The organism is Enterococcus gilvus ATCC BAA-350 (assembly GCF_000407545.1).
GTDB classification, from domain to species: domain Bacteria; phylum Bacillota; class Bacilli; order Lactobacillales; family Enterococcaceae; genus Enterococcus_A; species Enterococcus_A gilvus.
Map to the genome: position 1 here is coordinate 878,410 of NZ_ASWH01000002.1, position 20,015 is coordinate 898,424.

Consider the following 20,015-nt stretch of genomic DNA (forward strand, 5'->3'; position numbering starts at 1 on the left):
TTTTTTTGCTCCTCTCTATTTTACCAAAGGCCTCCCTAACTTACCTAATGATAGCCTTGCGGGGATTAGACTCCTTCTTCTTTAATGAGACATGAAAAAAGCCAAACCCTGCGGCACTTTCTTTTTGGAAAGTTTTTCAGCGTTTGGCTTTATATTTGTAAAGTATTTTTTGATTTTTCTTTACAGTTGGAAACTATTGGATCGGTGGATAAAGGGCTGTGGTCGTTTTATTGCCATTCTTCGAGTAAAGGCTGGTTGATTGGCCGCCCTTCTCTTTTTCGATCTCCGCGTTCTTTTTATCCAGATCGTGATAGTCGTATTTCTTCGGATCAACAGGCGTGAACCCTTCTGGAGTATAGAAGCGCAGCAGATTTTCTTGGTTCAGCTTGTCGGACAGGCTCAGCGCTTGCTTGACTTGCTTTTGTTCCTTGTCGATCTGAGGTTGGATACCCAGTGCCTGAGGATCGACCTTTTCACCCGTCTTCGTATCGTAGGTGTCGCCGCCTAATTCCGTATACGCAGGTGAAACGAAATCACCATTACGGAAAGCCACGGTTTGATCATGTTTTGGAGAAAACAGATCGGTTCCGAATTGAATGTATTTTTGATTGTCGATTCCCATCAAATGCAGGAGAGTGGGCAAAACGTCGATCTCCCCGCCGTACTGATGTTGGATACCGCCATTTGTATAGCCTGGGATATGGAACATCAATGGCACCCGCTGCATTTGAGAATCGTCAAATTTATCCCAAGTCGTAGAATCTTTTCCGATTGCCTTTGCGAGGTCTTTATTGTTGCTGTCAGAGATCCCAAAGTGGTCGCCGTAAATCATAAAGATCGAGTTTTGATAAATGCCTGACGCTTTTAAATAGTCAAAGAATTGGCGCAGCGATTCATCCAAGTAATGCGCTGTCCGAACATAATCATCGACAGTGCTGTTGCCCGTCTTCAATGCAGGGAAATTAAAGTTCTTTCCATCCGTCAAATAAGGCGTGTGGTTGGTAACAGTCAAGAATTTTGAGTAAAACGGTTGTTGCAGGTGTTCTAGATGCCCTACCGTCTCCTTCAGCATATCCTTGTCTAAGATCCCGTAGCCCAGATTTTCATCCGACTGATTGAAGTAGGAGCGGTCGAAGAAATTTTGATAACCGAGATTTTTATAGACGTGGTCGCGATTCCAGAAGCTGCCGACATTTCCGTGGAACACGGCGCTAGTGTAGCCTGCCTGCTGCTGTAAGATCGCTGGAGCGGCCTGGAACGTATTGTCCGAGCCTAGTTGTGTAAACAGCGAACCTTGCGGCAACCCAAACGTACCTGTTTCCAGCATATTTTCTGCGTCACTGGTTTTCCCTTGGCCGACTTCATGGAAGAAATTATCAAAGGCCAGTGTTTGTTTATTGTCATTTTCTAAGCTGTTTAAGAACGGCGTTACTTCTTGTCCATCCACTTTCATATTGATCAAAAATTGCTGGAAGCTTTCCAAATGGATCACGATGATATTTTTTCCCTTCGCGATCCCGTACTTGCTTTGATCAGGCGCCGCATAGTGGGATTTGGTATATTTCAAAATATCCGTTAATCCGTTGCTTGAAGCGTGGGCACGCACACTGTTCGTTTGCTCCGTCTTGATGCCGTCATACACGGTAAAGGCGTCCAATCCCAAATATTTTACAATATAGGAACGGTCAAAGGTCCGTTGCAATAATTGTGGCCGATCGGCTTCACTCATGGATAGGTTGATTGAGAAGGTCAACGCGGCCAAACAGCTCACTGCGATGGCGACGGTTTTTTTGGCAGGCTTGCTGACGATTTCTTTGCGCTTGGCAAAGAGGTAAATCAGAATCCCTAAAAATACTGCCAAATCGATCCAGTACAACACATCATGGGGCTTCATCAAGGCAAAGGAGCTGCCGGAGATGCCTTGCGACACTTTAGAAAAGCCTAAAATCGATTTGATCGTCACAAAATCGGTGAATTCACGATAGAAGATCACGTTCAAATAGAGGATCACGGTGTTCAACAGATCCATCAAGAACAAGACCACCAGAGCCGGCTTGAACTTTTTGACGTACAAAAACACGCCAAACATCAACAAGGTTGTAGCGATTGGATTGATCCACAAAATGAAGGTTTGAACGGACCCCTCTACACCTAATGAAAAATCTACGTAATAGGCTAAAATCGTCTTCGCCCAAAAGAGCACACTCGCTGTCAGTAAAATCACCCAGCGGTTGCTAAAAGCTTTTTTTACCCGGTTCATCCGGAACACTTCTTTCTCTATTAAATTGTCCGTATCTACTATAGAGCAGATTTTAAAAAAATGCATTTTAAATTAAGCTTCATCGCTCAATTTTACATTTTGAACGTAAAACTTTTTTTTACGTTCAAAATGCAAAGAAAAATCCCGATATACTTGCTTTTTGTAGCGTCCCTTACCCACTTTCAAAGACATAAAAAATTCACATTCTTAAGAAACTGGGATAAAATAACAAAAAATCCGGCATTGCCGGATTTTTGTTACCCCTCGCGTTTCATCACGATTCCTGTATAGATCCACACTGTCAATAAATAATAGACAAAGTATAGCACGAAGAAAATCAGGAATGGCAGCCAGAGATTGCTGTAGGGATCACTTAGGAGCGTGTTGAACATTTGCAGTCCAAAGAGCACGTGGGTCACCCCTAACAGTCCTGGGACTAAGAAAAGAATGCCGATCTCTTTGCGAATGGATTGCTTTAAGAGCTTTTGGCGTGCGCCGATTTTTTCCAGCATGCTGTATCGTTGGATATCGCTTTTGGCTCCTGACAAGATCTTGAACATCAGGCAGCTTGCCAGCATCGTCAAAAAGGCGATCCCTAAGAAGAAGCCCATAAATTCAAAGCCTGAGAACAAGGCGTTGTATAGCTCATAGACCAAAGCTTTTTGGCTCATGCCTCCCATATCCTTGTCTAATGTCGGATTTTTTTGGAAGTTCTCATTGGCTAGTTTTGTCAAGGCGTCTCGGTCTTTCTCGAAGTCCTTCACCGTGATCAGACGTAATTCCGTTGTTTTTCCCGGCAACGCCGCAAATTCTTGATTGGAGACAAATTCATGCTTCTTGGCACTTTGTTCAGGCAATTCCAAAGCTCGGAGCTGGTCTGACGCAGTGACATCGCTGGCTAATTTCTCCCCATCAAAGCCAACCGTCTTTGTTTGACGGTTTGAGGTAAATATTTTGGTTTTGAAAGGTGTTTGATTGAATTGTTCCCGATCGTAATAAACGGTATCCTGGTCTTCTTTTTGCTGATACGCCACATCGGAAGAAGTCGAGAGCCCTTTTAAATCAGACGCGGTGAATTCCTGCCCATTGTTCAGCACAAGATCATAGGTTGAAGTGGCGTCCGTCATTTTCATGATCTCATTGTGGAAGCCCAACCCAACGGTGATCGCTCCTAATGCAAGAGCAAAGAGCATCGCCACCATGGATAAAATCCTCGTGTAATCCTGGATACGGAAGCTTAGTTGCGAGAGTGTGAAATTGTTCAATTTTTTCAACGCGATACTGTCCCGACGTTTCAACAGGTCTAAAACGAAGATCAGGATCGAATGGAAAACAAAATACGTTCCTAAAACAATCGTGATCAGGGCAGTGATCAAGGCGAAAAACGCCAAGGTCATGACTTGTGACATCATGAAATAGCCGATAGCCAGAAACGCGATGCCCGCAATTACCTCTAACAGCAGCGTAAACGGTTTGCGATTTGCCGGCATCGGTGTCTCGCCTGCTCGCAGCAATGTCAGGATCGGTTTTTTCACGATCGTCATGGCGTTGACAAAGGCTGCCAACAGAAAAATGACGGTGAAAAAAATCAATGTAAACAACGCTGCCGACGAACTGACGGCCGTGAAATGGGTAATCTTGATCGCCAACTGTTTGACCAATAATTGCTGGACGACACTGCTTAATCCAATGCCCAGCACGGTTCCAACGATGGTAGCACTGACGCCAACCACAAACGTCTCAATAAAGATCAGTTGAGCGATCTTGCGTCCTTTTGCCCCAAGCATCATGAACATCGCATAGTCCTTCTGGCGCATCGTCATCAAGAAGGAATTGGCATACAGAATGTAGACAAAGGTAATGATCGACAGCAAGACCGTTCCTAAATGAAAAATGAACACGATCGATTTGACCATGGAGTTGCTTTCTAAGAAGGCCGTATTTGTAGCCAAACCTTCAAACATATAAAAAATTCCTGAAGCGACGACTAAGCCGGAGAACAAAACGATATAATCACGCAGACGTCCTTTGATCCCAGTAAGTGATAATTTTAAAAGCATCGAACGGCACCCCCTACTGTTCCAAGTTCCCGAGAATACTTAAAATCTGACGATAAAAAGCTTCCCGCGTTTGATTTTCTCGTTTCACCTCTTGATAGATCACGCCATCTTTAATGAAGAGAATTCGTTGACAATAGCTGGCTGAGAAGGGATCGTGGGTCACTAAGAGAATCGATACTTGGTCCTTTTGGTTCAATTCCTCCATCGTGTCCAACAGATCCCGAGCGCTGTTTGAATCCAATGCTCCTGTGGGTTCATCCCCAAGCAAGATCGTCGGCTGTGTGATCAAGGCACGTGCTGCCGCCACACGTTGCTTTTGCCCGCCAGAGATTTGTGCAGGATAGCTGTTTAAGATCCCGTCAATCGACAAACGCTGCGCGACTTCTGAGACCCGTCGATGGATTTCTTTAGCCTTCACGCCCTGCAAGGACAAGGGCACAGCGATATTTTCCGCCGCCGTTAGATTTTCTAATAAATTAAAGTCTTGGAAGATGAAGCCGATCTCGCGGCTTCGAAAATCTGCCAATTGATTGCCAGACAATTTAGTGACATCGTCTTGGTTGATGCTGATTTGTCCTTCTGTCGGCTTGTCTAAAGTCGCTAATAAATTCAACAGCGTGGATTTTCCTGAGCCTGATGCGCCCATGATCCCGACGAATTCTCCTTTTTCTACTTCAAATGAAATGCCCTTTAAGGCTTCCGTTTTTTTCTGATTGCCTTTGCCGTAGGTTTTCTTTACGGCATCGACGGTTACGATTTTTTCCATGCTATCACTCCTACATTCATTTAAAAAATAACTTTCAGCACCGAAATGCTGAAAGTTTATACCTGTTTTCTGGCAGAATATTAAACGCCTAGTTTTTCTGCTGCTTTTTTGGGCAGTTCCTTTTGTTGGACCTCTTCATAGGAAGTGACCCCTTTGCTCTTGTTCCACGTTACTTTAAGAAAGGCCTCGCGTCGCAATGGACGATCTTTGTTGGCGTTGAAATCCAAGTCCTTTTTCTTGCCTTCCTTGTCATAGCCAGGCAATTCATATTTATAATCAACGAAATCATTGCCGCTATCGTCTTTCTCGTTGAGACGTTTCCCGTCTGTGGTGATCTGAACGTAGTAATCATCCCCGCTTTTCACAACTTTATCTGCTATTTGTAAGCCTACATAGGCGAGAACGATTAAACTAATCAAACCAATCAAAAATTTTTTCATCACTGATTGCTCCTTTTTTCTTTCTACGCCTACTATACAAACTTCCTGCAAAATCAACCATTGATAGAGCCTAAAAACACCTAACAGTTTTGTCATTTCAGTCATTTCCCGCAAAAAAACCAGCAGCCACGCTCCATGACTGCTGGTCCAACGCTATTTTATAACTGGCAACGTGTGCTTGCGAATGCTTCCATCCGTGATTGCCAACTGCCCATCTGTGACCTTCCGCAAAAAATACCGGTCGTGGGAGACTACTAAAATCGTTTCTTCATAAGCGACTAAGATTGTTTCGAGTTCTTCTTTGCCGGCAATGTCTAAATGATTCGTCGGTTCATCTAAAATCAAAAAGTTGATTTTCTGTTGCAAAAGCTTCAATAGATAGATCCGCATTTGTTCGCCGCCAGAAAGGTCTTGGATTCGTTTCGTCACATCTTCCGCAAAGAAACCGAATTGCGCCAGTGTTCGGCGCGCTTTTTGTTCTTCTGGCAGCACGTCTTGCACATAGGCCAGCAGACGTTGCTTGGGGTTGGCAAAAAATAGTTTTTGGGGAAGGTAGCCGATCTTCACATTCGCACCCAATCGAATCGTGCCCTCATCCAACGAAGTTTCTCCCAATAGACAGCGGATCAACGTGGATTTGCCGCTGCCATTCGCGCCTGTCAACGCCAACCTTTCTTGCCGATAGATCATGAAGGTTGAATCTGAGAACAACAAGCGGTCGCCGACAAACTTGCCGATTTCCTCAGCCACAAGAACTTCTTTTCCTGAGCGATTGGCTTGCGTGACCTGCTGCAACCGATTCTTGCCAGATTCTGGCGGTGTGATCAACGCGTGTTTTAATTTTTCTATTCGTCTTTCGATTTCTTTCGCTTTACGGAAAAAATCTTCATTATCGCTTTCCTGACCCCATTGGCGATACCGGCGACTCATCCGCTGCAGCCGTTGGATTTCCTTTTGTTGCAGGTCAAAATTCTTTTGCAGCAACACGATTCTTTCGCGTTTGAGTTGTGCATAGTTGCTATAATTTCCCGGATAGCTGACGGCTTGCTCCCCTTCAATCTCCACAATACGCGTCACGACCGTATCCAGAAATACCCGATCGTGGGAGATCACCAGATACGCCTGTTTGCTGTGGCTTAAATATTTTTCTAACCAATGAATGCCGTCAATGTCCAGATGATTGGTCGGCTCATCCAGAAGCAAAACGTCTGCTGGTTCTGTCAATACTCTGGCTAATTCAACGCGGACACGCTGCCCTCCGCTCAATGAGGAAAGGGATGCCTCAAATTTTCCCTCAATGCCTAAGCCCTTCATCGTAGCAGCGATCCGATCCTCTAATGTATATCCGCCGGCTTCTTCATAGCGCTCTTGCAACTGCCCATATTTTTGCAGCAGCACCTCGAAATTTGCCTGCGGATCGGTCATGGCTTCCTCGATTTTTCGCAAGCGTTGGCGTAAAGCGGCAACTTTTTCAAAGCTGTTGAACAAGTAGTCTTTTACACTCGTCTCGCTGTAGGCCAATGTTTGAGGAACATACCCGATCGACACTCCTTTTCGCCGCGCGACAGTTCCAGCTTCGATCCCTTCTTCGCCTGTCAATATGCGCAGCAGCGTGCTCTTGCCACAGCCATTCATTCCTACTAAGCCTATTTTATCGCCTGGATAAATCGCGAGCGTCAACCCTTCAAAAACAGGGCTCGTACTAAATTTTTTTGTGATCATGTTTGCTTGAATCAACATCGTGTTTCTCTCCCTTAGTCGAGACCACGGGAAAAATAAAAAAACATGTTTGGATATTCCAAACATGACCCTGTTATCATTTAAACGTCTAAAAATTCAGGATTTTACCACATGGTCATGTATTTTCTTTTATTGTCAGTGTTTTTGAGCATACTTCTCCCTTGACCACTGATTTAAAAGCAATTGCATGACAAAAGCTGATATGAAAACGTAAGCGATCTTCATTCAACGTTATTTTTGACACACAGACCATTGATAAATTCCCTCCTCTCGTGTGTTTCGTCCACTAAAGAATACCATACCTGAAACCGGCAGCAAAGAATTCTTTTCTGACCAACAAAAAATGAGCAAGCTTCAACCAATTCCGTCGAAACCCACTCATTTTAAATGTTCTAGGCTAAGTCCCTCAGCCGTAGAAGGCATTCACGCTCATTTGACAGCAAAACGCTTCATCTGCGGCAATTTGATAAACCATGCGACCAGTAAACAGGAAACGATCTTGTCGACGATATTTCCCATGACCGCGCCCCAATAGGTCGCACTGATCATTTCTTTGCCAGACGCCCTGAGCGCCATAATGACCACGTCCGTGCCTGAGCCGGTAAAGCCGCCGAACAAGGCCAATCGGATCGGTGCACCGATCATCGGGCAAATAACGGCCAGCAATATCCCTGCGATCAACGCTTCCTTATAGCCAAATCCCTTTTTCGCCAATAACGCTACGACGATAGCGACCGCAACATTCACTAAAGCGAAGGGGATCGCCATCGGCCCGCTAAACAGTCCCATCAGCAAATTCGTCGTTACTCCGGTCAAAATCCCGTAGCCCATCCCAAAATTCGCCGCAATATAAATCGTTCCCATTGTATCTAAAAATAATAGCGGAATCTTCATCATGGAGACAGCTTCACCCAACACAACATTCAATCCGACCGCAATGGCACACATGGCGATCACTTTTGCCTTACTATTCATTTCTTCACTCCTCTTTCTAAAAATACCTGCAACGAGTCATTAAATTCTCGTTGTTCCTCTTCTTCGTACCACGTGGGCACTTCTAAATAATTGTTCGCAATCTGTCTTTTTTGACATTCTTTAAAAAATTCTTCCATTAATACGCCGCGTTGTCCGCTGATGGCGCAATTTGGGCTTTCGTTGATCCCGATCACCCCTAGATATTCATAGCCTTCTGCTTGATAGGCTTGAATCTGCTGGATGCACGGGGCCAGCAGCTCCTGACACGTCTGGCGAAAGTCCGGCAGCTCGTGGTATTCCTCGTAGGTCATCGGTGGACGGTCGCCGCCTAAGACGATAAATTCTGGACACGGCAATTGAATGAGCGCGATGCCGCGACGCAAGAGTTCGATCGCGAAGGGAAAGGCGCCCCGTGCCCGTTCCCACCCATGGATCACGGCATTTTGGTTCAAAACACAATGCGACACGGCGACCAATTGTTTTTGTGGTTGACTCATGTTTACTCCTTTATACTAACCCAATACACTATCCGAAGATTTCCTGCAAGCATTCTTGGATCATCGGGAATTCTTCGACGGCGATGGTTCGCATATCTAAGAAATTGCAGTTGTCCTTGATGCGGCTGATGATCGGGGTGACAGCAAATCTTAATCTCTCTTGCAGCTCGTCTGGGGAGAATTTCTCACAGCTCAAGACCACTGCATACGTCGGCAATAAGTGTTCTGGATACGAACCGCCGCCGATCGTGCTGCTGTCTTTTTCGATTTTTATACTCAATTCAGTGATTGGTTGCAGCATCGCCGCAAGCTCTGCGGCTTTTCCTAAGCAGTCTTCTTCACTTAAGCTGATCATTTGCAGCGTTGGAACTGTTTTTAAGGCTTCTTTTTCATCTAAATATAGCGCCAAAGTGGCTTCTAGTGCAGCCAGCGTCATCTTGTCGATTCGCAAAGCGCGCAGCAGTTGGTTTTTCTTCATCTTTTCGATGTATTCTTTTTTCCCAACGATGATCCCTGCCTGCGGTCCGCCCAACAGCTTGTCACCGCTGAAGGTCACGATGTCGCAGCCTTGATCCAGCACTTCTTTTACCGTCGGTTCATAAGGCAAGCCGAATGGCCGCATATCCATCAACAGCCCGCTGCCTAAATCATTGATCAGCGGCAAGTCGTTGGCATGAGCAAGCGTTGCTAAATCCGTCAGCTTCGGCGTTTCCGTAAATCCGACGATTCGATAATTGCTCGTGTGGACTTTCAAGACGGCACCGGTCTCTTCTGTCAGCGCGTGTTCATAGTCACGCAAATGGGTCTTGTTGGTGGTGCCGACTTCCACGATCGTTCCGCCGCTGGAGGTCACTACGTCAGGGATTCGGAAGGCCCCGCCGATCTCTACTAATTCGCCCCGTGAGACCAACACTTCCTTATCCTGCGTCAATGTACTCAGAACCAGCAGGACAGCCGCTGCATTGTTGTTCACGACCAAGACATCTTCTGCGCCTGTGAGCTTCTTCACGATAGAGACCAAATGGCTGTAGCGCGAGCCCCGCTTGCCGCTCGCAAGATCCAGCTCCAGATTTGAATAATTAAAACTGGTCGCCAGCAGTTGTTCTTGGATCGCTTTACTCAAGGAAGAACGTCCTAGATTTGTATGGATCACGGTTCCTGTCCCGTTGATCACCCGCCGCAATGAAAATTGTTTTTCCTCTAGCTGCTTGTGGATCATCGCCAGTACCTCTTCTCGGTCAATCACGGTTTTCCGTGTGCCCTCCACCACGGATTCCCGCAGACGGGCAACGACTTCTTGGGTCGCCTCCTTCGCTTTCCCATGAGGATAGACGGGATCGATCTGCTTCAGTAAGACATCCACTGAAGGCAGACTGGCTAAAATAGTTTGAATTTCTTTTGACATAGGTCACCTGCTTTCCTAGCGTAACGCCAAATTTTGAATCGCTTCTAAGACGGTGTCGATCTCAGACTGCGTCGTAAAGTGAGACAGCGACAAGCGAACGGTTCCGCGATCCGCCGTTCCCAACGCGTCATGCATCAAGGGCGCACAGTGATACCCCGGTCGTGTCGCGATGCGGTACTCTTCCCATAAAATATCACTCACCAATGCTGATTCTGCATCCTTGATGTTGATGGAAAAGACAGCCACTCGCGGATCGGATAAGGCTCCATACACCGTCACACCCTCGATATTCTGTAATCCTTTGGAAAAATAATCCCCTAACGCTCCGTCGCTCTCGTTGATTTGGAGCCACTCGACACTCGCCGCCAGTCCTGCCAAACCGGGAATATTCAACGTGCCAGCCTCCAGCAACGTCGGTAATTCCTTCGGCTGAACCTTTGAAAAGGACTGCATCCCGTCACCACCTGTGAGAACAGGTTCCAGCGGAAGATTTTTCAACAGGCAAACCCCGCCAGTCCCTTGTGGCCCGTACAAGGATTTGTGCCCTGTGAAGCACACTGCCGCGACTTTTCCGTCAGTCAGATCAATGGGAACGACCCCCGCTGTTTGTGACGCATCGAGAATCAGATAGAGGCCTCGTTCTTCGCAAAAAGCCTTGACCCATTCGAGATCCAGCAGGTTGCCTGTGACATTACTGGCCTGATTGCAGACCACCGCCTTCGTTTCAGGGCGGACCTTTGCAACAAACTCGTCGTAACGTAGACGTCCGGTCACGGCTTCGCTGGAGACCACATCAAAACGTGCGCCCTGTGCCTCCAACTGGTACAGCGGACGCAAGACCGAATTGTGCTCCCAAGAAGTCGTGAGTACATGATCGCCTGGTTGGATCAAGCCCTTTAGGACTTCATTCAGAGCCACCGTCGCATTATTGGTAAAGGCGACCTCATACCGCTGATCGGCGTGAAACAGCGCTTTGATTTGATTGCGTGCCTTCTCTGCCACACGGTACCCTGTTAAGGAATACCCATGGGCACCGCGTGAAGGATTCCCATAGTCACCTGTAAGGGTCGCTGTCATCGCCTCTGCTACAACAGACGGCTTTTGCGCCGTCGTGGCCGCATTGTCCAAATAAATACCCATTCCTCTGCCCTCCTTTCTTTCTTCGTTCTCTGACTCGTGTCCTAGCCTAATACGCGGTAATTTTCCACTCGTTTGGTGATCCCTTGTTTATCCATATACTCTAGGATCAGCATCGAGGCTTTCCGGCTAGAATCCGTCAAATCGCGAAAATCTCCCAGCGTCATTTGTCCATGAGCCGTGATCGTGTCTTGGATCACCTTCACCGCTTGGTCAAATACCGTGCCTAATAGCACATATTCATGAGTCAAAAAGACGACCGTGTCTCCGTTCAACGCCTCCAAGACTTCCTCCGCATTTTTGTCTAAGCTAAACAAGTCTCCTTTTTTCACCGGGGTGAAGCCATTTTTCGCAAGCGTTTGTTCGATTTTTTCTTTCGCCGCCTGCTGGTAGCTGTTAAAGACAACATCGAAGGTCTGCAAAGCAAGTCGGTCGTTTGCTTCTTTGACAAGGTCTGCTTTTAATAAAGCAATCAAGGTAGAGATTTCCTTCTCAGCAAGAACCCCTCGCATCCGCGAACGGAATTCTTCGATCGGCATCCCAAACCGCAGCCGGTATTGCTTATGATACGACGACAAAATCTTCGTTGCCTGCTCTGCAAGCTTTTGATAACTCGCTTGTGCCAGATAGCCGACCTTCGTCTCCATCACCCGACCGTCTGCGACCATTTCTGCTAAGATAGGCTGAATTTCTTCTTTTTCGGCGCCTAAATATTCTTGCAGCTCTTTTTCCTTTGTAAATGGCTGCTTTTTATTGACCATAAAATCAGCGATCAATTCATCCAAGCTGCCGTCTTCTTTGGCCTTCAGGCTTTCAAGAATCTCTACTTTGAAGCGGCGGTGTTTATGAGGCGCCGCATCGAGAACCTCCCCGCCAGCGATGGTATGCATCGGCGAATACGACCGCAGAATGAACCGATCGCGCTCTTTGACAGCTACCTGCTCTTCCAAGCGGAGCTGTAAGAAGCCGTCTTCCCCCGGCCCGATCCAATCAACCCCTAACGGAACGGTCCGCGCCATCACCTCACGGGTACCGACTAACAATCGAACCCGGTCCCAAAGACCGATGCCGGTTTCCACTTCTGGCAAACAGGTGACTTTGACATCTAGCATCCACGTGTCTTCCAATTTCTCTGATACCGACAAAACATCCCCCCGTTGAATCTCGTCGGTGGCGATGTTGGCTAAATTTAAGGCCGTCCGCTGCCCGGCTTGTGCACTTTTTACATCCGTCTCATGGACTTGGATGTTTCGTATCCGCGTCTTTTTTTGACTTGGATAAAGATACAGGTCGTCCCCCGCATTCACCGATCCATCCAGTAAGGTACCGGTCACGACTGTCCCGAATCCTTTGACACTGAACACGCGGTCTACGTTCAGCCGTGCGGACCCGCTGCCTGAACGCTCCTGAACCTCTTCCGAATGAGCCTGGATCGTTGCCAACAGCTCCTTGATTCCCGTTCCGGTCACCGCATCGGTCTCGATCAGCTCCGCGTCAGCTAAAGGCGTATCTGCCAACTGGTCGCGAATATCCTCGACCACCAGCTCCTTTAATTCGGGATCGACCGTATCCACTTTGGTCAAAACCAACAAGAACTCACGAATGCCCAACAAGGTCAAAATATCGATGTGTTCTTTTGTTTGCGGCATGATCCCTTCTGCCGCATCGATCACCAATAAAACCAGATTGATGCCCGGCAAGCCAGCCACCATGTTCTTGATGAATTTCTCGTGCCCAGGCACATCCACGATCCCGACGCGTTTGTTATTCGGCAGGTCCAAATAAGCAAAGCCTAAATTGATCGACATCCCGCGTTTCTTTTCCTCACTGGTGGTGTCCGTCTCAATGCCGGTCAGGGCTTTGATCAGGGTCGTCTTGCCATGATCGATATGCCCTGCCGTTCCAATCACTATATTTGCCATTCCGTCATCCTTTCTGAATCAATTCATAGTCCGTCTTCAAGCCCTCTTGAGACGCATGATAAAAGCCCTCCGAAACGATCTCCGCTTCTGTCAGCAAAAGGGTCAGGGACGCCTCTTCAGCCAGCGGATATTTCAAAGAAAAGCCGCAACTGGCATGAATCTTTTCCGGTGTGGGAATGATTCGAACAGCGAGTTGGGCTTTCTTCGCGATTTCCTCAGCTTTCATGGCCTCACGGGTCGAATAAAACAACGCAACTCCGTATGTTTGCATAAAAACTGCTCCTTCATGATCAACTAGTCATTCTTCCTTCGAAAAATGCTCTTTCGTTTCAACTTGTACGTTTTTACTATTTGGTAATGCGTTTGTTTGGCTTATGGTTTCACGATTTTTGGTGCTTGACGCATCATTTCTACGATTCGGTACATATTTGTGACCTCACCGACAGCCGCGGTCAACTCATAGAAGTTCAGGCACGCGCCGCAAGCGTAGATCTCCACACCCTGCTCCGCTAACCCCCGAATATCCTCTAGCGAATCAGACCCTTCAACGACGGATTGCACGCCGCCATTATAGAAGATGACTTTTTCAGGCAGTACATCTTGTTCCGTCAAGGAATAAATGAAGCCCTTCAACAGGTTTTTCCCTAATTCATCGGAACCACGCCCCATGACATTAGTGTCCACCACGACGATGTAATCGTCAACGGTTGCGATCGCCTCAGCGACCTGCGGCTCCTCGTCATCGATCAGGTCCGCGTTTCCTTTTGAAATGACCACTTTGTAGTGATTCGGCGCATCCTGATCCATCTGATAAATATAGCCAAGCTGCTCCGCCATTTTTCTTAAGTTTTGTGTCGCGATCTCATTGTCCACTAAGGTTTCCACGACATCGTGTTCTCTCAACGCTTTCTTTGTTTCAATCACCGGTAACGGACACGCTTTTCCTAATGCATCGATTTTGAACATTTGGTTCACTCCGTTCTTTTTTATCGTTATTATCTGCTGCAAGCAGAGATTAATAAACAATCAATTCCTTGTCTTGTTTTTCAATGATCGTACCAAAATCCTGTGCGGGAATCCCGGCTGCTTGTAATTCCGCCACTAGCGCTGCCGCTTCATCGGCTGGTACGCTGACCAGCAATCCACCAGAGGTTTGCGGATCAAAGAGCAATTCCTCGATCCCAAAATCATTCAATTGGAAATCGATCTTGTCTTCCATATAATTCCGATTGCGTTGGCCGCCAGCCGTCAAGATAAATTCCTTCGCCCCTTGGTAAGCTTCCTCAAAATATGGCAGACGTGCCGAATCGATCTCTGCACTGTACTGACCATTCACCATTTCATGGAGATGCCCCGCCAATCCAAAGCCGGTGACATCCGTACAGCTATTGATCTCGCAGTTGCGGATGATCGCCATCGCATATTTATTCAAGGTCTCCATGCTCGTGGTCGCTTTCACAAATGCCTCTTCACTGATTTCCTCTGCGCTGTAGCCCACCGTAATGATGCTCACGCCCAAAGGCTTCGTTAAAATCAAATGATCGCCTAGCTGACACGTATTGTTCTGGTAGATCTTCGTTGGATCGATCGTTCCTGTGACAGAAAGACCATATTTAACAGACGAATCATGGATCGAGTGCCCGCCGGCTAAGATCGCCCCTGCTTCTTGCACCTTCTCCGCACCGCCCCGCAAAATTTCTTTTAGAATCCCTAAATCCTTTTCTTCTGGAAAAGCGACGATATTTAATGCTGAAAGCACCTCGCCTCCCATCGCATACACATCGCTCAGCGCATTGGCCGCCGCGATCTTTCCGAAAAGGTACGGGTCAGTGACCATCGTTGGGAAAAAATCTAATGTCTGGATAATCGCCAGATCTTCTCGTAATTTAATAACAGCAGCATCGTCAGTTGAATCAAATCCCACCAGTAGTTTTTCACTAGTCGCTTTCGGCAAATCTGCCAAGAGCTCCCCTAGATTTCCTGGTCCAATTTTTGCATTACAGCCGCCGCAGACGATTAATTGTTGGACTGTTTCCATCCTCTTCACCATCCTTCACGTGTTCTATTATAACAGTTTGTTTTTTGTTTCTCTATGTAAATTTTCGTCTCTCTTTGTTAAGAATAAGATACGCCTTTTTCTCTCGTGTTAAGCGATTGCATAAAGAATTTTCTTTTATTCTCGTGATTCTTGTCACGTGTTTTTTATACGAACTCTTTTTTGGGGACTTTTTTGCATTTCAGACGGTTTTTTTTCGATCCAATGACCTCTCCAATCGTCAAGAAATTCTGAGACGCAACATCGCTGGCCCCTGACGCGCGGGAAATAAAAAACGGCCCGCTGTTTTTATCTTTCTAAACCAGCATAAAAAAACTACCTGCTCGAAAGAAGCAGGTAGTTTTGATAGCACTTACGCTGTTTTTTGTTCAGGTTCTTTTGACAAGCCTTTTTTGATATACGTTGCGCCTGTATAAAGAACAACTAATACGATCAAGAATACTAGAATATCCAGGTTCAAGCTCTTCACAAAGGTAAAGGCGATGAATACACCGACAACGCCGCCGATCCCTAAGCCTAAGCTCAATTTACGGGCGTAGTCGCCTGTACGGATAAAGTTGATACTTGCTGCGGGCATCAAGCCTGCACAAGATCCCATCATGATCGGGAAAGCAACTAATGGACTCATCCCAAGCATATAAACCATAGCCATACATGGTGCGTACAAGCCGCAGCCAACAGTCATCAACGCACCGAAGATGAAGTTTCCAACAACACCGATGATCAAACGGATACCGCTCAACCCAGTCGCTGTATTATCAGCACCCAAGATGTCGATCATCCCTAACTGTCTCAAAGCCATCAAGATCGCCGTTGCGATCAACGCAACACCCATATACAATTGGACTTTTTTAGCTGGTAATTTTGTTACAAAGTTTGAACCGATATACGAACCAACTGTCGCTGAACCAATCAAAGCAACCAACGTTAATGGTTGGACGGCAACTGTCGTCGTGAATAAAATCGCTTGTGTCAATACGGGGATCGCATGTCCCACGTTCAATGTTCCTGGTAAATGACGAGGGTTTTTCAATTGTTTGGTGACATCAAAAAGCAATGTCGTTGGGGCAAAACTACCAATTCCCAATGTATCCAAAAAGTTCGTTACAAAACCAATCCCAAGTCCGCCGCCCCATGAGCCGCCACCGTCGTCGCCTTTGTGTCTCAAGAAGTCAATGACCATCCCAGCCGCTTGTGCCGCTAGAACCACCGCAAATAATGTTACTAAAATCGTTACCATATTACCCCTCCTTCATCTTTATCCTAAAAGGAATCCATCCTTCAAGGAATCTTTCGGATCAACCAAGAATGAGTTGTATCCTGTGACATACGCTGAACCGCTTACGCGAGGAATAATTGCTTTGTATCCGCCAACTTCAGCTTCTTCCACAATCTCCCCTTTAAACTTCGTGCAAAGAATACTTTCATACACGAAGGTGTCGCCGACTTTCATTTCGCCCTTGCCGTATAATGTCGCAAGCTTGGCACTGGTTCCCGTTCCGCATGGCGAGCGGTCTACCTGTCCATCACCAAAGACCACCACATTTTGATACGTCGCATCAGGGCTCGTTGCTGGACCATAAAATTCCACAAGGTCTACAGTTTTGATATGCGACAATGTTGGATGTTGAATGTCGATTTGTTCGTTCACTGCATCACGAATGATCATCCCAAGATCATTGAATTTCGATGCGTTCTCTGGTTTGATCTCCAGACCAACAGATGCGGCTGGCAAGATCGCAAAGAAGCTGCCGCCGAAGGAGATATCCATCGACAATTCTCCGATATCCGGAACATCAACTGTGACGTTTTCTTTATAAAGGAATGATTCCACGTTCTCAAATGACACAGATTCTGCTGAATAATCTTCATCCAGATGGACCGTTCCGTGAACGATTCCGGCTGGTGTATCTTGAACCACTTTGACTTCACGTTCGCCTTCTTTGACCTCTACCCAGCCTTGTTCTACTGCTGAAGTCATCGCTGCGATCGTGTTGTGGCCGCACATGTTCAAATAGCCGCCTGAATCCATAAAAATGATACCGTAGTCTGCTTCTTTGTGAACAGGCTCTGTAATGAAGGCGCCGAACATATCGCGGTGTCCTCGTGGTTCCAGCATCAACATTCTACGAAGGTCATCTGCTTCGTTTTCCAAATAGGCTCTCTTATCAGCCATTGTTTCACCAGGGAATTTAGGAATTCCACCGATGATCAGACGGGCAGCTTCACCTGCTGTATGTGTGTCGATTGCTGAGATCATTTTTGATACTTTCATGATTATCCTCCCTTGTTCGTACTAGTGAATGATTTTTTCATCCACTATTTCTATTTTTTCAAACAGTTATCGTATTTCTTGATTGTCTTTTCGCATTTTCAATTTGATCGACGCAAGCGCTTTAACAGCATCTCGCTGATTGATCGTATTTTCACCAACGACCTCTGTTTCGATCCCCGCTTCTGATTTATTGAAATCCAAAACGTGCGTGGTAAAGTCATTTTCTACAACAAACTTCGCTTGTGTACCAATGAACTTGAGTCCAATCACGCTAATCTCTCGGCGGCCGATCTCTTCCAAAGTGTTCGCAAAATCAACATCTGAATTCCCCCAGCCATCGGTCGAAGCGATCACACCATTCGTGCGCATCCCTTCCAGCCATGCAGCCGTACGCTGACCAACGAGGTATTTCATGGCGTTGCTTTGCGGCGTCCCAACGACAACCACTCCTTGAAAATCGATATCAGGATCGTTGCTTAACAGATCCACCAGTGGGTCTTGAAAATGATGCAAAGATGTTTCTTTGGTTGATGGGCCGATCCCCATACCACCACCACCTATCCATTAGTTACGTTAAACCATCGAACGAATCGCCCCATCGCGATACTCATTCGCTGACAAGAAGACGGGCATATTGTTCATGTCGATGATGGAACAGCCGCCTTTGAAGCCGCTAGGTTCATTCGGATAAAGAAGCATATCGTACATCGCTCCTTGCCCCGCCACCTGCTTCACCAAAGCCACTTTCGGCTTGCCTGGATTGGTCTTGTCTTCGTAGACATGGGTCTCACAGGCTTCTTTTCCTTCCAGCATCTTCAGCTTTTCGCGAATTTCTTGGATATAGTCGTCTACGATCGCAAACATTTTAAGACAGAGCTCACGATTAAAAGGAGTCCCCTTTTTCGCTAGAAGATCAATCAAAAGAATGTAATCCTCTGCGTTAGGCGTCCCTGCTCGATTCAATACTAAATGATCACGCAATACACCCTCAGAAGAGCCAAATTCATGCATTTGTTCTCCATCCTCAATAGCCCCAGTCATGACGACTGAAACACCGGTAAGTGTATGCGTGATCCCAGACCCCAGCGCGCCCAGCACCTTCGTGGAGATCGGAAGGATATCCATGATGGTGTTGGTCTCAACATTATGCTGATGCGGTGGGAGCAATCGAATCGTCAGCTTCTGAATAGCGGCGTCTCCGCAGTCAAAGTTTTGCTTGATCTGCAAACGAGTGGGTTCAAGACGGAAGGTGTCGCCACTGGTGACGTCTTCCATATGAAACACTTTGATTTTTAGCGTTTCGCCTCGCATTATTCACACCTACTTCCAATATAAACGGCGATTGAATAAGCAGCGTCTTAGAAATAAGCGAATAACCGCAACGATTTTTAGGCTTTTCGTCTTATTTCTCGACGCTGAATACTTAATCCATCCGCCTCATGTTCTAGACGTGGGCAATGTATTCATAAGGTAAAGGAACAATTTTCCCTGGCGTTTCGATTGCTACAAGTGCTTCCAGAGTATCTTTCATGATACCTGTCTGCATTTCAATGTTATGTGGTTCACCGGCATTCGCACCCATTGGTACACGCGGAGCAACGGCACGTGGTGTCCCGTTTTGGCGTACAACTGGTGGCAACGCGGCGATTAAAATAGTAGGAATTCCCGCTTCCTCAATAGCTCTCTGCACGATCACGGCAGTTCTATGACAGGTTCCTCAGCCAGCGGTCAAGACGACAGCATCGACGTCTTCTTCTACTAATTTTTGTGCGATTTCTGGTCCAGTTACATCGTGGAATGCGTCCTGGTCTCCGCCGCCGCCCATGAAAGCATAGTGGACAGGTGCAGATTCTTTGATGAATCCTTCTGCCGCTAGTTCATGTAAACGATCTAATGGGAACATCGCATTGATGTCACGGTTTGCATCGGCATTGTCGTACCCGCCGTGAGAAACCATCAATTCCTCTACTTTAGCTGTATCTGGTACTTCGCGGTACGTGGTATCACCCGCTAAGTTGAATCGTTTATCTGTTTTCAAATGTACGCCGGCAGCAGTTGCTAATGCCACACGCATTTCTTTAAGCTCTTTTTTCACAGGGGTAAAGACAGATTTTGGCGTAATCGGCACAAAAATTTCTGACTGTAACCCTTCAAAGACTGTTAAGCCCATGTGTTAATTCTCCTCTCTTGCTTCTTCACGTTTTTTTCTGGCTTCGGCCCGGCGACGCTCATGCTCATAAATAGCAGTTTTATAATGTTCATCCGGTTCTTCTGCCAAAACTTCTGGATAAGTCATTAAAAACCCAACTTCTTGACCGATCTCTAAATTGTATTCAGAAATGATCATTCGACGAGGTATTTTAAGCTGACCTAATCGACCTTTCAAGTCGATCGTCACACTGGCATCATGAAGTTCAACGATAATCCCTTCAAACATTTGTTCCGTCGAAATATATTTGAGTTTATTCATTCCATCCATTAT

Annotated in this window: 20 protein-coding genes; all 20 read right to left on the minus strand. The window is 46.6% G+C overall.

Going from position 1 to position 20,015, the window contains the following annotated elements:
• Positions 1 to 193 precede the first annotated feature (193 nt).
• Positions 194 to 2,260, minus strand: a complete 2,067-nt coding sequence (locus I592_RS19330) for an LTA synthase family protein (RefSeq protein ID WP_010778880.1) — start codon at positions 2,258 to 2,260, stop codon at positions 194 to 196.
• Between the two features lie 257 nt (positions 2,261 to 2,517).
• A complete protein-coding gene (locus tag I592_RS19335; protein WP_010778879.1) occupies positions 2,518 to 4,320 on the minus strand; it encodes an FtsX-like permease family protein in 1,803 nt (600 codons plus the stop codon).
• Between the two features lie 13 nt (positions 4,321 to 4,333).
• The gene (locus I592_RS19340; RefSeq protein WP_010778878.1) at positions 4,334 to 5,086 is read right to left on the minus strand and encodes an ABC transporter ATP-binding protein; all 753 of its coding nucleotides are present in this window, start codon (positions 5,084 to 5,086) and stop codon (positions 4,334 to 4,336) included.
• Between the two features lie 80 nt (positions 5,087 to 5,166).
• Complete coding sequence (locus I592_RS19345) at positions 5,167 to 5,526, minus strand: YxeA family protein (RefSeq protein WP_010778877.1); 360 nt, start codon at positions 5,524 to 5,526, stop codon at positions 5,167 to 5,169.
• 153 nt (positions 5,527 to 5,679) lie between these two features.
• Positions 5,680 to 7,266 carry a ribosomal protection-like ABC-F family protein gene (abc-f, locus tag I592_RS19350; protein ID WP_010778876.1) on the minus strand — a complete coding sequence of 529 codons (1,587 nt, stop codon included), beginning with the start codon at positions 7,264 to 7,266 and terminating at the stop codon, positions 5,680 to 5,682.
• A 429-nt stretch (positions 7,267 to 7,695) separates the two neighbouring features.
• Positions 7,696 to 8,241: a CD3073 family putative ECF transporter S component gene (locus tag I592_RS19355; RefSeq protein WP_010778874.1), complete on the minus strand. Its 546-nt coding sequence runs from the start codon at positions 8,239 to 8,241 to the stop codon at positions 7,696 to 7,698.
• On the minus strand, positions 8,238 to 8,738 hold the full coding sequence (locus I592_RS19360; RefSeq protein ID WP_010778873.1) for a CD3072 family TudS-related putative desulfidase: 501 nt from the start codon (positions 8,736 to 8,738) through the stop codon (positions 8,238 to 8,240). Before I592_RS19360 ends, I592_RS19355 begins: the two co-directional genes overlap by 4 nt.
• Positions 8,739 to 8,766: 28 nt before the next feature.
• On the minus strand, positions 8,767 to 10,143 hold the full coding sequence (gene selA, locus I592_RS19365; RefSeq protein ID WP_010778872.1) for an L-seryl-tRNA(Sec) selenium transferase: 1,377 nt from the start codon (positions 10,141 to 10,143) through the stop codon (positions 8,767 to 8,769).
• A 15-nt stretch (positions 10,144 to 10,158) separates the two neighbouring features.
• Positions 10,159 to 11,283 (minus strand): aminotransferase class V-fold PLP-dependent enzyme, encoded by a 1,125-nt coding sequence (locus I592_RS19370; RefSeq protein WP_010778871.1) that lies wholly within the window; start codon positions 11,281 to 11,283, stop codon positions 10,159 to 10,161.
• Positions 11,284 to 11,324: 41 nt separating this feature from the next.
• A complete protein-coding gene (gene selB / locus I592_RS19375) occupies positions 11,325 to 13,202 on the minus strand; it encodes a selenocysteine-specific translation elongation factor (protein ID WP_010778870.1) in 1,878 nt (625 codons plus the stop codon).
• Between the two features lie 4 nt (positions 13,203 to 13,206).
• On the minus strand, positions 13,207 to 13,473 hold the full coding sequence (locus I592_RS19380) for a putative Se/S carrier protein (protein ID WP_010778869.1): 267 nt from the start codon (positions 13,471 to 13,473) through the stop codon (positions 13,207 to 13,209).
• A 101-nt stretch (positions 13,474 to 13,574) separates the two neighbouring features.
• Entirely contained in the window at positions 13,575 to 14,168 is a 594-nt protein-coding gene (yedF, locus tag I592_RS19385) for a sulfurtransferase-like selenium metabolism protein YedF (protein ID WP_010778868.1), read from the minus strand.
• A gap of 49 nt (positions 14,169 to 14,217) precedes the next feature.
• Positions 14,218 to 15,240 (minus strand): selenide, water dikinase SelD, encoded by a 1,023-nt coding sequence (selD, locus tag I592_RS19390; protein ID WP_010778867.1) that lies wholly within the window; start codon positions 15,238 to 15,240, stop codon positions 14,218 to 14,220.
• 370 nt (positions 15,241 to 15,610) lie between these two features.
• The gene (locus tag I592_RS19395) at positions 15,611 to 16,498 is read right to left on the minus strand and encodes a hypothetical protein (RefSeq protein ID WP_010778866.1); all 888 of its coding nucleotides are present in this window, start codon (positions 16,496 to 16,498) and stop codon (positions 15,611 to 15,613) included.
• An 18-nt stretch (positions 16,499 to 16,516) separates the two neighbouring features.
• Positions 16,517 to 17,533, minus strand: a complete 1,017-nt coding sequence (locus I592_RS19400) for a proline racemase family protein (protein ID WP_010778865.1) — start codon at positions 17,531 to 17,533, stop codon at positions 16,517 to 16,519.
• A 66-nt stretch (positions 17,534 to 17,599) separates the two neighbouring features.
• Positions 17,600 to 18,079 (minus strand): glycine/sarcosine/betaine reductase component B subunit, encoded by a 480-nt coding sequence (locus I592_RS19405; RefSeq protein WP_010778864.1) that lies wholly within the window; start codon positions 18,077 to 18,079, stop codon positions 17,600 to 17,602.
• Positions 18,080 to 18,106: 27 nt separating this feature from the next.
• Positions 18,107 to 18,844 carry a proline reductase cluster protein PrdD gene (gene prdD, locus I592_RS19410; RefSeq protein ID WP_010778863.1) on the minus strand — a complete coding sequence of 246 codons (738 nt, stop codon included), beginning with the start codon at positions 18,842 to 18,844 and terminating at the stop codon, positions 18,107 to 18,109.
• 133 nt (positions 18,845 to 18,977) lie between these two features.
• Positions 18,978 to 19,223 (minus strand): hypothetical protein, encoded by a 246-nt coding sequence (locus I592_RS22335; RefSeq protein WP_208856172.1) that lies wholly within the window; start codon positions 19,221 to 19,223, stop codon positions 18,978 to 18,980.
• 27 nt (positions 19,224 to 19,250) lie between these two features.
• Positions 19,251 to 19,703, minus strand: a complete 453-nt coding sequence (locus I592_RS22340; RefSeq protein WP_010778861.1) for a glycine/sarcosine/betaine reductase selenoprotein B family protein — start codon at positions 19,701 to 19,703, stop codon at positions 19,251 to 19,253.
• Positions 19,704 to 19,706: 3 nt separating this feature from the next.
• Positions 19,707 to 20,012, minus strand: coding sequence for a CBO2463/CBO2479 domain-containing protein (locus tag I592_RS19425; protein ID WP_010741587.1), 306 nt, complete (start codon positions 20,010 to 20,012; stop codon positions 19,707 to 19,709).
• Between the last annotated feature and the right edge of the window lie 3 nt (positions 20,013 to 20,015).